The 14,113-nt window shown below is 51.0% G+C and carries 10 protein-coding genes, 1 tRNA gene and 3 rRNA genes (1 of these 14 cut by a window edge); 8 read left to right on the top strand and 6 right to left on the bottom strand.

Annotation, left to right across the window (positions count from 1 at the left end; genetic code table 11):
* Nucleotides 1–93 precede the first annotated feature (93 nt).
* The 3 genes from TOLA_RS00915 (at nucleotide 94) to TOLA_RS00905 (ending at nucleotide 3,808) form a co-directional block, all read left to right on the top strand.
* Entirely contained in the window at nucleotides 94–882 is a 789-nt protein-coding gene (locus TOLA_RS00915) for an amino acid ABC transporter permease (protein ID WP_012728400.1), read from the top strand.
* 27 nt (nucleotides 883–909) lie between these two features.
* A complete protein-coding gene (gene mdtD, locus TOLA_RS00910) occupies nucleotides 910–2,358 on the top strand; it encodes a multidrug transporter subunit MdtD (RefSeq protein ID WP_012728399.1) in 1,449 nt (482 codons plus the stop codon).
* A gap of 181 nt (nucleotides 2,359–2,539) precedes the next feature.
* On the top strand, nucleotides 2,540–3,808 hold the full coding sequence (locus tag TOLA_RS00905) for an O-acetylhomoserine aminocarboxypropyltransferase/cysteine synthase family protein (protein ID WP_012728398.1): 1,269 nt from the start codon (nucleotides 2,540–2,542) through the stop codon (nucleotides 3,806–3,808).
* A 69-nt stretch (nucleotides 3,809–3,877) separates the two neighbouring features.
* Here TOLA_RS00905 and TOLA_RS00900 read toward each other — a convergent pair whose 3' ends face one another.
* Together TOLA_RS00900 and TOLA_RS00895 are read right to left on the bottom strand one after the other, a co-directional pair.
* A complete protein-coding gene (locus TOLA_RS00900; RefSeq protein ID WP_012728397.1) occupies nucleotides 3,878–4,540 on the bottom strand; it encodes a glutathione S-transferase family protein in 663 nt (220 codons plus the stop codon).
* 15 nt (nucleotides 4,541–4,555) lie between these two features.
* Entirely contained in the window at nucleotides 4,556–5,062 is a 507-nt protein-coding gene (locus TOLA_RS00895) for a NanQ anomerase/TabA/YiaL family protein (protein WP_012728396.1), read from the bottom strand.
* Between the two features lie 216 nt (nucleotides 5,063–5,278).
* Between TOLA_RS00895 and treR the strand changes: the two genes are divergently transcribed.
* From treR to ovoA, 5 genes are all read left to right on the top strand, one after another.
* Nucleotides 5,279–6,226, top strand: a complete 948-nt coding sequence (gene treR / locus TOLA_RS00890) for a trehalose operon repressor TreR (protein ID WP_012728395.1) — start codon at nucleotides 5,279–5,281, stop codon at nucleotides 6,224–6,226.
* 201 nt (nucleotides 6,227–6,427) lie between these two features.
* A complete protein-coding gene (treB, locus tag TOLA_RS00885; RefSeq protein WP_012728394.1) occupies nucleotides 6,428–7,864 on the top strand; it encodes a PTS trehalose transporter subunit IIBC in 1,437 nt (478 codons plus the stop codon).
* A 68-nt stretch (nucleotides 7,865–7,932) separates the two neighbouring features.
* A complete protein-coding gene (gene treC, locus TOLA_RS00880) occupies nucleotides 7,933–9,597 on the top strand; it encodes an alpha,alpha-phosphotrehalase (protein ID WP_012728393.1) in 1,665 nt (554 codons plus the stop codon).
* Between the two features lie 96 nt (nucleotides 9,598–9,693).
* Complete coding sequence (cdd, locus tag TOLA_RS00875; RefSeq protein ID WP_012728392.1) at nucleotides 9,694–10,101, top strand: cytidine deaminase; 408 nt, start codon at nucleotides 9,694–9,696, stop codon at nucleotides 10,099–10,101.
* Nucleotides 10,102–10,184: 83 nt separating this feature from the next.
* On the top strand, nucleotides 10,185–12,359 hold the full coding sequence (gene ovoA, locus TOLA_RS00870; RefSeq protein ID WP_012728391.1) for a 5-histidylcysteine sulfoxide synthase: 2,175 nt from the start codon (nucleotides 10,185–10,187) through the stop codon (nucleotides 12,357–12,359).
* A gap of 49 nt (nucleotides 12,360–12,408) precedes the next feature.
* Here ovoA and rrf (TOLA_RS00865) read toward each other — a convergent pair.
* The 4 genes from rrf (TOLA_RS00865) to TOLA_RS00850 all read right to left on the bottom strand — a co-directional run.
* Nucleotides 12,409–12,523 (bottom strand): 5S ribosomal RNA (rrf, locus tag TOLA_RS00865).
* Between the two features lie 55 nt (nucleotides 12,524–12,578).
* Nucleotides 12,579–12,655, bottom strand: a tRNA-Asp gene (locus TOLA_RS00860).
* A gap of 63 nt (nucleotides 12,656–12,718) precedes the next feature.
* A 5S ribosomal RNA gene (gene rrf / locus TOLA_RS00855) occupies nucleotides 12,719–12,833 on the bottom strand.
* 126 nt (nucleotides 12,834–12,959) lie between these two features.
* A 23S ribosomal RNA gene (locus TOLA_RS00850) occupies nucleotides 12,960–14,113 on the bottom strand; it runs 1,735 nt beyond the window's last position.

Here is a 14,113-nt window from a genome sequence, read left to right as displayed (position 1 = left end):
TTCGCCCTTGTTTATGCTTTGTTAACTGCATTTTGTGATGTATTCCGCTAAACTAGCGCCTTTCCTATAGACTCCACCTGAAAGGATTTCTCATTGAACCGCAACACCATCATGACCAGCAAATTTAAGTGGCAGGTAACGCTGGTCTGGCTGGCGCTGATGATCGGCTTTATCTGGTTTATTGCCAAATTCGATCTCGATATGGCCTATGTATGGGAAAAGCTGCCTTTCCTGGCGGGCCTGCATCTCTCCCCTGATGGTTTTATTCAGGGTGTCCCGCTGACCATTTATGTCTGCGTGATAGCCATGCTGGCTTCCGTGATCCTCGGCTTATTGGCAGCGCTGGGGCGTCTGAGTCTGAATCCTCTCGCCTATGGAATATCAACTTTCTATACATCGTTTTTCCGCGGCACCCCGTTGCTGCTGCAGGTATTGCTGATCTATCAGGGGCTGCCGCAAATTGGCCCGATTCCGACGGCAATACCATCCGGCATTATCGCGCTGGCACTTTGTTATGGCGCCTACCTGAGCGAAATTTTCCGTTCTGCGATCGTGGCCATCCCGCGTGGTCAATGGGAAGCCGCCATGGCGCTGGGGCTTAAAAAACACCAGACTTTCCTGAAAGTGATCCTGCCACAATCAATGAAAGTAGCGATCCCGCCGGGCATGGCGATGTTCATTGCGATGCTGAAAGACTCGTCACTGGTTTCAGTGATGGGCTTATGGGAAATCATGTTTCTGGCCCAAAGCTACGGCCGTTCAGCCTACCGCTACATGGAAATGCTAATCACGGCGGCAGTGATTTACTGGATTCTCTCTTTCCTGCTGGAACTGATTCAGGCGCGGTTGGAGAAAGTCTTCCACGGTGGAAAAACGCGTTAATCCGTTTTTGATTCCAGAGGTGCGTTTTTGACGAAGTATCAGGTCACAGCTAAAGAAAAACGCATCCTCCCCTGGCTCGCGGCCGTCGGCTTCTTTATGCAGGCACTCGACGGCACGATTCTGAATACCGCCTTACCAGCTATCGCCGCAGATTTTCACGAAAGTCCTCTGCAGATGCAGGCTGCTATCATCAGTTATATGCTGACTGTCGCCATGCTGATCCCGGCCTCCGGCTGGCTGGCCGACCGTTTTGGCACCCGTCATGTCTTCCTGTTCTCTATTTTTCTGTTCACCGCCGGTTCGCTTTTCTGTGCGGAATCCACGTCATTGTCACAGATGGTGATAGCACGCATCATCCAGGGGGTTGGCGGTGCCCTGCTGGTGCCGGTAGGGCGACTCACGATATTGCGCGTGTTTCCCAAAGAAGAATTTCTGAGCGCCATGTCGATGGTGGTGATCCCCGGCCTGATTGGTCCGTTAATCGGCCCGTTACTGGGTGGTTTGCTGGTGGAACATGCGACCTGGCAATGGATCTTCTTAATCAACCTGCCGATCGGCCTGATAGGCTGTGTGCTGGCATTTTTCTTTATGCCCAATATCCGGGAAAAGACCGCCTCCTTTGACTGGAAAGGGTACTTGTTCTTCAGCAGTGGCGTCGTGTTGTTGTCGATCGCTATTCAGCGGCTGGGTGAACCTGACGCCAGCGTCACCTCATTCCTGTTACTGGCTATTCCGGGGGCACTGGGGCTGTATACCTATTTCTGGCACAGCCAGCGTCATCCGCATGCGCTGTTCAGCCGGGCTCTGTTCAAAATCACCAGCTTCCGTATCGGTATTCTGGGTAACCTGATCGCCCGCCTGGGCAGTGGTGCGATCCCTTTTCTCACACCGCTGTTTTTACAAGTGGCACTTGGCTTCAATCCGACACATGCCGGCCTCACCATGGTCCCGATTGCACTCGGCGCAATGAGTACCAAATTACTGGCAAACTGGGTGGTAAGGCGTCTGGGTTTCCGGCCGGTATTAATGCTGAATACCCTGCTGCTCGGAGCCCTGATCGCCGGTTTTTCTTCCGTGAGCAACGAAACGCCCTATGCGTTATTACTGCTTTATCTCGCTTTGCTCGGCGTATTCAATTCCATGCAGTTTACCGCGATGAATACGCTGACCTTAAGCGAACTTGAGCGGGAAGAAGCCAGCAGCGGCAACAGTTTGTTGTCGGTGGTGATGCAACTGTCCATGAGTCTGGGGGTCGCAATATCAGCCACTTTATTCGCTTTGTTCTATGGTAGTGGCACCGTGCTGAAGGGCTTACAGGCCAATAGCAGCCAGCAGGCAGAAATCCTCTCCGCGTTTCATGATACCTATATCACGGTGGGTTGCCTCAGCATGCTGGCAACGCTGATTTTCCGCCGCTTGCCCCAAAAAAATCATTCACTTTCTTCTGCGGAAGAAGAGCCGGTGATCAGGCGATAGGCCAACTATCGCCATGCTTACCCACCGGTTTCTATCAAAAAAAACTGTGCAGCGAGCGCACCGGGAAAAGCGCCAGCTCAACGTAATCTACCATTTCCCGGATTGATGACTTTACAGCGCCAAACAGCAGCAGTTAGATTGAGCATTATTTCTCATTTCATTGTGACAAGGACGATTTCTCATGAAAGACGCAACACTGGCGCTGCACCATGGCTTCCAGAATGATCCGACTACCAAGTCCGTAGCCGTTCCTATCTATCAGACCGTAGCTTACGAATTCGATAATGCCCAGCATGGCGCGGATCTGTTCAATCTGGAAGTTCCGGGCAACATCTATACCCGCATTATGAATCCGACCAATGATGTGCTGGAAAAACGTCTGGCCGCACTGGAAGGTGGTATTGCGGGATTAGTCGTTTCAGCCGGTAGTGCTGCGATCAACTACGCCATTCAGACCCTGACCCGTGCCGGTGACAACATTGTTTCGACGCCGCAACTGTATGGCGGTACCTACACACTGTTCGCGCACATGTTCCCAAGTTTTGGGGTCGATGTGCGTTTTGCCCGTGACGATTCGCCGGAAGCGATTGCTGAGCTGATTGATGACAAAACCAAAGCGGTGTATTGCGAAAGTATCGGCAACCCGGCAGGTAACATCGTTGATCTGGAAGGGCTGGCCCGCGTTGCGCACGCCAAAGGCGTACCGCTGGTAGTGGATAATACGGTTGCATCACCCGTGCTGTGTAAACCAATCCAGTTTGGTGCTGATATTGTGGTGCACTCCATCACTAAATATGTCGGTGGCCATGGTAATTCGCTGGGTGGCGTCATTGTCGATTCCGGTAAATTCCCATGGGCGGAACATGCCGAGCGTTTTCCGCAATTCAGTAAACCTGAAGCGTCTTATCATGGTGTCGTATATACCGAAACATTCGGTCCGGCAGCTTTCATTGCCCGCGCCCGCACCGTACCGCTGCGCAATACTGGTTCAACTCTGTCGCCGATGAACGCCTTCCTGCTGCTGCAGGGGCTGGAAACTTTATCGCTGCGTATGGAACGTCATGTTGAAAACGCCCGGAAAGTCGCTGAATTTCTGCAAAATCATGCCAAAGTAGCCTGGGTTAGCTATGCCGGTCTGCCAAATCATCCGCATCATGCGCTGGCGCAGAAATACATGAATGGCACACCATCGGCGATCCTCTCCTTCGGTCTGAAAGAGGGTTATGAAGCCGGGGTTCGTTTCTATGACGCGCTGAAGATCTTTAAACGTCTGGTCAACATCGGTGATGCCAAGTCACTGGCCTGTCATCCGGCTTCTACCACTCATCGTCAGATGACTCTGGAAGAACAGGCGAAAGCCGGCGTCAAACCGGAAATGATCCGTCTGTCAGTCGGTATTGAAGCGATTGAAGATATTCTGGAAGATCTGGATCAGGCACTGAAAGCCTGATAACGGGTCTGCTGATGTGAAAAGAGCGCCATCAAGGCGCTCTTTTATTTGGTATGCAAAAAACAACGGTTACTGCGCAGTTAAACCAACTTCATAGCCCATGATAACGGCTTGTTCCTGCTGTGCCGCATGTAACCAGGCCTGCACATCCGCATCCTGTAACACCGTTTGCAGATATTCATCCGCCAGTCCCTGAACATTGATGCCATAGGTATTAAAGCGAAAAACCACCGGAGCAAACATCGCATCGGCTATGGTGAATTCACCGAACAACCAGGGGCCTGCATGACCGTAACGCTGACGGCATTCATTCCAGATGGCCTGAATGCGCTCAATATCTTTTTGCAACGCGTCATCACCAACGACTTCGCGCCCTGTCGCCCGGCAATTCATCGGCATCTTACTGCGTAATGTCATGAAGCCGGAGTGTATTTCTGCACAGATGGAACGCGCAAATGCCCGCGCAGCCTTATCTTTAGGCCAGGCCTGCGGAAATTGCTCCGCCAGATATTCCGCGATGGCCAGAGAATCCCAAATGGCCAGCCCGCCATCCAGTAAAACCGGTACTTTAGCTGCCGGAGAATACTGCATTGCCTGTGTTTTAAAATCTTCGGATTGCAGTAATACCTGTGTTTCCTCAAAGCTGACGCCTAATTTTCGCAACAACAACCATGGCCGCAGCGACCACGATGAATAATTTTTATTGCCAATAATCAATTGAAACTCAGGCATACCGCCTCCTTCAGATTATGCGGATGGCGCTAACAGCGCTTTGTGTACCTTGAATACTATTTTGCGTAACTGACCCGGCTCCGTCAGTGTGCACAGCGGCGTATGCAGTTCACCCGGCGCGATGACCACAAAATCACCGGGCTGCAGACCAACATAAGTGGTTGACGGCTCGTCCATGAAATAGAGATCAGGATGCGGATTATCCGCCCGATCCAGTTCCACAGTATGAGGTCCGATGCCAATCCACTCCTCGCCCGACAGCAATAGCTGAATATCCAGATACGTATCATGAAATTCAGCACGACGTTCGGTCACCAGTTGGGAGGTATCCATCGACACAATCATAAAGAGTGGGTCTTTCGGCATATCGGCCGGAGCAAACTGCGCCGGAACCGTCAGATCTATTTTGCCTTTTGGCAGTTCCAGTACATCTGCATTAGTTGCGACAAAGTCACGCAATACAGCCGCAATCAGCGGATGCAGTAATACGTCATCCAGTTCCTGTAAGTTACCAATAAACATAACAAGCTTATCCTCAAAAACCGGCACCACTGCACCGGATGGTTAGCCATTGACTGCCACCAGCATAAATAACTGCCGGCAGGATCACAAACCTGATTCCGTTTTCTGCGGGTATTTTGCTGAGAACAACCAGAATCAGGCAATTCTGCATTTGCCTGCTTGCCTAAGCCGGGAAAAATCCCAACAATAACCAAAAGTTAGTTTTACCGGCCAGCCATGACTAAACGCTTAACCATTCTCGACATCGCCAGACTGAGCGGGGTGGGTAAATCCACCGTCTCACGGGTACTGAATCAGGATCCCAACGTCAATCCGCAAACCCGTGATCGGGTGGAAGCCGTGATCCGCGAACATGGTTTTGAGCCCAGTAAATCAGCCAGAGCAATGCGCACCAACAGCGCCCGGCTGGTGGGAATCATCGTTTCCCGGCTCGATTCGGCTTCCGAAAACCGCGCCGTTCGCGGCATGCTCGAAGTGCTGTATGCCCGTGGTTATGATGCGATGCTGATGGAGAGCGAATTCGACCCCGCTAAAGTGGATGAACACTTAGCCTTACTTGCCCGTCGTGGCGTGGATGGCGTGATCCTGTTTGCCTTCAGTGCACTGGATCTGGAACGGCTGCGCTCCTGGCAGGATAACCTGATATTAATGGCACGGGCCTGGCCAGATATGTCCTCAGTCTGCTACGACGATGAGGGCGCCATTCAGCAGATCCTGGAAAAACTGTATGCCGCGGGGCGCCATCAAATCGACTTCATTGGTGTCGATCAGAGTGATGCCACCACCGGTGCCCTGCGCCTGCAGGCGTATCAGCAATTTTGCACGGCACATCAGCTTCCCTGCCGTTATCTGACCGGTTCGCTGGATGTACAGAGCGGTTATGATCTCACCGCCAGACTGCTTACGCCTGCGACCGATGCCGTGGTCTGCGCTACCGATACCCTGGCGATGGGAGCCGCCAAATATCTGCAGGAACAACAGCGCCACGATATTCAGCTCACCGGCGTGGGAAATAATCCATTACTGCATTTCCTCTTCCCACAGGTGCTATCGGTAGATCCGGGATACAAACAGGCTGGTCGTCTGGCGGCAGAACAATTGCTGTTACAGTTGGAACAGCAGGCGGAACCCTGTGCACAAATAGCACCTTCCCACGACTTATAGATCCGCAACGAAATACGAAACAAGTCCTTTCTGATCCTTAAGGATCCCTGCTTATCGCTGGATCTGTGAACAATCACGCAAATTGGGAACGTTCCCTTTTGCGTTTTAAATGATCAGTCCCATACTAACTGGGAACGTTACCAACTATATTTAAATCATATTCCATCCCGGAAATATGGTTTGGTTTACCAGGGGACACACATGAGCAAATCATTCTCTCAGGACGTCACTCGTCTAATCAGTCTGGTCGGAGGCAAAGACAATATTGCCACCGTCAGTCACTGCCTGACCCGGCTGCGTTTTGTGCTGAAGAACACCGCACAGGCTGATATCAAGGGCATTGAAAAACTGGCTTCCGTCAAAGGCTGTTTCACCAACGCCGGTCAGTTTCAGGTGGTGATCGGAACGGAAGTCGATCAGTTCTACAAGCTGCTAATCGCGGAAACCGGCGTGGATGGTGCCAGCAAAGAGGCGGCTAAAGTTGCCGCCCGTCAGAACATGAATGTGCTGGAACGTGCCATATCCCATCTGGCAGAAATCTTTGTACCGTTACTCCCTGCCATTATCACCGGCGGTCTGATCCTCGGCTTCCGTAACGTCATCGGTGATATCAAGATGTTCGACGGCAAGAGTCTGACCGAAATCAGCCAGTTCTGGGCGATGGTGCACTCCTTCCTCTGGCTGGTCGGTGAGGCGATTTTCCACTTCCTGCCGGTAGGTGTGTGCTGGGCAACCGTACGCAAAATGGGTGGCAGCGAGATCCTCGGGATCGTGCTGGGTATTACGCTGGTCAGCCCGCAACTGATGAATGCTTATCTGATCGGACAACAAGCACCGGAAGCCTGGGATTTTGGTCTGTTTGCCATTCAGAAAGTCGGTTATCAGGCGCAGGTGATTCCGGCTATCCTGGCGGGCGCTTTGCTGGCTTTGATTGAAACACGTCTGAAACAGATCATCCCGGCCTATCTCTATCTGGTCATTGTACCGTTTGTTTCCCTGCTGCTGGCGGTCATTCTTGCGCACAGCCTGATTGGCCCATTCGGTCGCTGGATTGGTGATGGTGTGGCCTTTGCTGCGAAAGCCGTGATGACTGGTGGTTTTGCGCCAATTGGTGCCGCCCTGTTTGGCTTCCTGTATGCGCCACTAGTGATCACCGGGGTACATCACACCACCAACGCCGTTGATTTGCAGTTAGTACAAAGCATGGGTGGCACACCAATATGGCCACTGATTGCGTTGTCTAACATCGCTCAGGCATCTGCGGTACTGGGTATCATCCTGATCAGCCGGAAAGAAAATGAACGGGAAATTTCTGTTCCTGCCGCAATTTCTGCCTACCTCGGCGTCACTGAACCAGCGATGTACGGTATCAACCTGCGTTACAAATTCCCGATGCTGTGCGCAATGGTGGGTTCTGCACTGGCAGCGCTGGTTTGTGGTTTCAGCGGTGTACTGGCCAATGGTATCGGTGTCGGTGGTCTGCCAGGCATTCTCTCTATCCAGCCACAATTCTGGGGGATCTATGCCGTTGCCATGCTGATTGCGATTGCCGTACCTCTGACGCTGACCATGGCGGTGTACAAACATAAATTCCGTAATCAGACCCAAGCTGAACTGTCAGCGACTGAAGTCGCTTAATCAACTAATAACAATAAGTTCCGCTGCGGTATCACGCCGCAGCCTTTTCTTGGAATGGAGAAGTTTTGATGTCTTATCCCCAACATGACTGGTGGCGTCAGGCCGTGGTTTACCAGATCTATCCGAAAAGCTTTCAGGATTCAGGTGATAAAGGCACCGGCGATCTGCAGGGAATTATCCGTCGTCTGGATTACCTGCAACAACTCGGCGTAGATGCCTTATGGATCACCCCCATCTATTGCTCACCGCAGGTCGATAATGGCTATGATATTGCCGACTATTATGCGATTGATCCTGCTTTCGGCGGCATGACTGACTTTGAACAGCTGGTCGCTGCCTGTAAACAACGTAACATGCATATCATCATGGATATGGTGTTCAACCACACCTCCACCGAACACGTCTGGTTTAAAACCGCCCTCAGCGATCCACAAAGCCGGTTCCGCGATTTTTACATCTGGCGCGATCCGGTCAATGGCAAAGCACCGAATAACTGGCAATCCAAATTCGGTGGCAACGCCTGGGCTTTCGATCAGCAAAGCGGACAATACTATCTGCATCTGTTCAGTGAGCAGCAGGCCGATCTGAACTGGGAAAACCCGGAAGTGCGCGAAGAGATCAAAAAAGTACTGCATTTCTGGGCAGATAAAGGCGTCGATGGTTTCCGTCTTGATGTGATTAACCTGATCTCCAAACAGCAGGATTTCTGTGATGACTTCACTGGCGATGGCCGTCGTTTCTATACTGATGGACCACGGGTACATGAATATCTGCAGGAATTATCCCGCGATGTCTTCCAGCCCCGCGGTTGCATGACGGTCGGTGAAATGTCCTCCACCACGCTGGAACACTGCCAGCAATATTCACAACAGGATGGTCGTGAACTTTCGATGGTGTTCAATTTTCACCATCTGAAAGTGGATTACCCGAATGGCGAAAAGTGGCAACTGGCAGAACCAGACTTCATTGAGCTGAAGCAGATCTTTGCCAAATGGCAGAATGGTCTGCATCAGCAGGGCTGGAGTGCGCTGTTCTGGTGTAACCACGATCAGCCGCGGATCGTCTCGCGCTTCGGACATGAAGGCCAATACAGGGAAAAATCCGCCAAGATGCTTGCCACCGTATTGCATATGCTGCAAGGCACCCCATATATCTATCAGGGGGAAGAGATCGGCATGACCAATCCTCATTTTTCCCGGATCGATGATTACCGTGATGTGGAAAGCCTGAATGTCTATCTCGCTCATCAGCAGCAAAAGATACCAGCCGAAGAAACCCTGCAGATCCTGGCTGCCCGTTCGCGTGATAACAGCCGCACACCAATGCCATGGGATACATCTGCCGGAGCCGGTTTCAGTCAGGCTACACCGTGGATCCAGCTCGGGGATAATGCAGGAGAGGTTAATGTGGCTAAGGCACTGGCGGATAAAAACTCCGTGTTTTACTACTATCAGCGCCTGATCCAGTTACGCAAACAGCAGCCCGTGATCGTTAACGGAAATTATCAGGATCTGCAGCCGGACAATCCGGATCTCTGGTGTTATCAACGTGACGATGGCCAGCATAAGTTACTTATCGTCGCCAACCTACGTATTACAGCCACGCCATTTGTACTACCTGAACAGTGGCGGCAGACTACAAGTGAATGCCTGATCCACAATAGTGAAACGACACCGGCACTTTGCTCCCGTGAACTACAACCCTATGAAGTCATGGTCTGGCTCAACAAATAAATCGGCTATTTCATGACGCAATAAAAACACGCCAGCTTGTTGATAACCGGCTGGCGTGTTAAAAAATTCTGCATACTTTCCGTATAAGGATTTGTTATGCCACAGATCGATGACACCCAGCTCATGCAACTGATGGATGCCGCCAAAGCCAGCATCCGCCATGCCTACATGCCTTATTCCAATTACCCGGTCGGGGCCGCCGTATTAACCGCAGATAACCGGATTATTGCTGGTGTGAATATTGAAAATGCCGCCTACCCTGCCGGTATGTGTGCCGAACGGGTAGCACTCGGTAATGCCATCAGCCAGGGATACACCCAATTTAAAGCTATCGCGGTTTTTTCCCCAAAAGGCGAAATCAGCCCTTGTGGTGTCTGCCGCCAGTTCATCTCGGAGTTTGGTCCGGATATTCAGATCCTGTTCCACTGGCAAGGCCAGTTGCAGCAAATGCCAATCAAAGATCTGCTGCCATTCTCTTTCAGTCAGACCCAGCTAAACGCATAAAGATCACTGATCTGAAACTGATTTCTCCCGTACTGTATTTGAACAGCTATAGTTTCAGATAGACAGTACGGGGAGAACAACCTGTGGATACGCCAAATCAGTTTTCACTCAGTGATACTCAAATAGCCTCAGCCAGTGCCTTACCCGCACCCACCCATACGCTATGGCTACATGGCACAGATGTCGCCGCCAAACGGCAGGAACTGCTGAATTATTTTATTCAGACCTACGACCTCTACGACTCGCTGTTTGATTGTCTGGCTTGTGACGATGCCTGGTATAAGAAAGCCATTCCACTCCGTCACCCGCTTATTTTCTACTACGGCCATACTGCGGCATTCTTCATCAATAAACTATTAGCAGGTCAGTTCATCCAGCAACGTATTGATGCTGACATCGAAGCCACTGTCGCTATCGGTGTCGATGAGATGAGCTGGGATGATCTGGATGAAAAACACTACCGCTGGCCAACGATTCAGCGACTAAGGGAATACCGGCAACAAGTCAGATCCCGCGTCATTCAATTCATTCAGGATATGCCACTGGAATTACCGATTACATGGGAAAACCCGGCTTGGGCAATTCTGATGGGTATAGAACATGAACGCATTCACCTCGAAACCTCATCGGTGTTAATTCGCCAGCTACCACTGGAACGAGTACAACCACAACCACGCTGGCAATACTGTCCGACGCAGCGTAATAACATTGCCGATGTTCCGCAAAATGCATTAATCACGGTAGCCGGAACAACCATCCAACTGGGTAAACCGGAGAGCGACACCACCTACGGCTGGGATAATGAATATGGCCAGCGCAGTATTACGCTGGAATCCTTTCAGGCCAGCAAATATCTCGTCAGTAACGCTGAATATCTCGAATTCATTCAGGATGGTGGCTATCAGCAGCCACAATGGTGGAGTGAAGAAGGTCTGGGCTGGTTAAATTTCACTAAGGCCGATAAACCAACATTCTGGTGCGGTGATCCAACCCAAACAACGTCATTACGTCTGCGGCTGATGTGTGAGGAAATCCCCATGCCGTGGGACTGGCCAGTCGAAACCAATCAGCTGGAGTCCGCCGCCTTCTGTCGCTGGAAAGCGGCTAAAACCGGATTACCCATCCAGTTACCCAGTGAAGCAGAATGGATGGCATTGCGGGAAAACATTACCGCTGACCAGCCGGACTGGATAAAGGCGCCAGGTAATATCAATCTGGAATACTGGTCATCCTCCTGCCCGATAGATCAATTCCTCCACGGAAAGTTCTATGACGTGATTGGTAATGTCTGGCAATGGACCAGTACCGCGATTGATGGGTTTAATGGCTTTCGGGTACATCCACTTTATGATGATTTCTCGACACCGACTTTTGATGGGAAACATAATCTGATCAAAGGAGGATCCTGGATCTCGACCGGTAATCTGGCGATCAAAAATGCACGCTATGCTTTTCGTCGTCATTTTTTCCAGCATGCCGGCTTTCGTTATGTGGTTTCACGTTATCAGGAACCTATGCTGGTTAACCCCTACGAAACCGATCCACTGATCGCACAATACCTTGATTCCCATTATGGTGCTGAACGTTTCGGTGTACCTAATCACTGTAAAACGCTTGCCGAAATCGCCAATCAATTTTGTCAGAATAAAATCCGCGCACTGGATATCGGCTGTTCAGTTGGTCGTGCCAGTTTCGAACTGGCGAAATACTTCCAGCATGTGGATGCGGTAGATTATTCCGCACGTTTTATTGATATTGCACAGATTCTGGCTCAGCAAAATAGCTTCCGCTACGCCATGACCAACGAAGGTGAGCTAGTGGATTACCGGGAGGCCAAATTAACCGATTGCCAGCTATCGCCAGAGTTAGCAAATCACATTCATTTCACCCAAGGTGATGCCTGCAACCTGAAAAATAAATATCGGCATTATGACCTGATTCTGGCCGCTAATATGCTTGATCGTTTACGCGAACCTGCGCGTTTTCTTAAGGATCTAGCTCACCGGTTACGGGATGATGGTATTTTAATGATTTGCTCACCCCATACTTGGCAGGAAGACTCGACAGTTAAGTCCTATTGGTTGGGCGGTATTCGGGAGAATGGTGAAGCACTAACAACTTATCAGGCACTGCAGCGCATACTAAGCAAAGAATTTGAGGAAATAACGAAGCCACAGGATATTCCATTTGTGCTGCAGGAAACAGCCCGGAAATATCAGTACTTATTGTCTCAACTAACCGTCTGGCGGAAAAAATAAACCAAAAACAAAAAGCCCCGAACGCATGTTCGGGGCTTATGATTTGAGAGCCTGGCAGTTTCCTACTCTCACATGGCGAATGCCACACTACCATCGGCGTTACAGCATTTCACTTCTGTGTTCGGCATGGGAACAGGTGGTTCTACTGTGCTATGGCTACCAGGCAAATCTGGTTTAACAAAAAACCTTAGCTGAAACTAAGGCTTTTCTTTAAATTATTGGCGGAGTGGACGGGACTCGAACCCGCGACCCCCGGCGTGACAGGCCGGTATTCTAACCGACTGAACTACCACTCCGCACTTTTCGTCTATGCTCGCTTAACCGTTGTCACCCGGCCAAGGTCTTCACATTAATTTGGTGCCTGGCAGTGTCCTACTCTCACATGGCGAATGCCACACTACCATCGGCGCTACAACGTTTCACTTCTGTGTTCGGCATGGGTACAGGTGGTTCCATCGCGCTATTGCCGCCAGGCATATTCGGGTCCCTTATCACTAACTCATTGGGTCTCGTTAGCAATAAGTCTTGGAAAGCTGTGACCTCGCGGTCTTTATTTCGTTCATCAATCAAACAAGCGCTTCAAAACTACTTGGGTGTTGTATGGTTAAGCCTCTCGGGTCATTAGTATGGGTTAGCTCAATGTATCACTACACTTACACACCCCACCTATCAACGTCGTAGTCTTCAACGGCCCTTCAGAGGACTTATAGTCCTAGGGATGACTCATCTCGTGGCAAGTTTCCCGCTTAGATGCTTTCAGCGGTTATCTTTTCCGAACTTAGCTACCGGGCAGTGCCATTGGCATGGCAACCCGAACACCAGCGGTTCGTTCACTCCGGTCCTCTCGTACTAGGAGCAACCCCACTCAATCATCCAACGCCCACGGCAGATAGGGACCGAACTGTCTCACGACGTTCTGAACCCAGCTCGCGTACCACTTTAAATGGCGAACAGCCATACCCTTGGGACCAACTTCAGCCCCAGGATGTGATGAGCCGACATCGAGGTGCCAAACACCGCCGTCGATATGAACTCTTGGGCGGTATCAGCCTGTTATCCCCGGAGTACCTTTTATCCGTTGAGCGATGGCCCTTCCATTCAGAACCACCGGATCACTATGACCTGCTTTCGCACCTGCTCGACCTGTCCGTCTCGCAGTTAAGCGGGCTTATGCCATTGCACTAACCTCACGATGTCCGACCGTGATTAGCCCACCTTCGTGCTCCTCCGTTACTCTTTGGGAGGAGACCGCCCCAGTCAAACTACCCACCAGACACTGTCCCTGACCCAGATAATGGGTTGAGGTTAGAACATCAAACATACCAGGGTGGTATTTCAAGGTCGGCTCCATGACAACTGGCGTCATCACTTCAAAGCCTCCCACCTATCCTACACAGGTAGGTTCAATGTTCAGTGTCAAGCTATAGTAAAGGTTCACGGGGTCTTTCCGTCTAGCCGCGGGTACACCGCATCTTCACGGCGAATTCGATTTCACTGAGTCTCGGGTGGAGACAGCGTGGCCATGGTTACACCATTCGTGCAGGTCGGAACTTACCCGACAAGGAATTTCGCTACCTTAGGACCGTTATAGTTACGGCCGCCGTTTACCGGGGCTTCGATCAAGAGCTTCGCTTGCGCTAACCCCATCAATTAACCTTCCGGCACCGGGCAGGTGTCACACCCTATACGTCCACTTTCGTGTTTGCAGAGTGCTGTGTTTTTGTTAAACAGTCCCAGCCACCTGGTCACTGCGG

The sequence above is a fragment of the Tolumonas auensis DSM 9187 genome (assembly GCF_000023065.1).
In the GTDB taxonomy this organism is placed as follows: Bacteria; Pseudomonadota; Gammaproteobacteria; order Enterobacterales; family Aeromonadaceae; genus Tolumonas; species Tolumonas auensis.
Note: the sequence above shows the minus strand (reverse complement) of the source record. Positions and strands in the feature narration are given on the sequence as shown.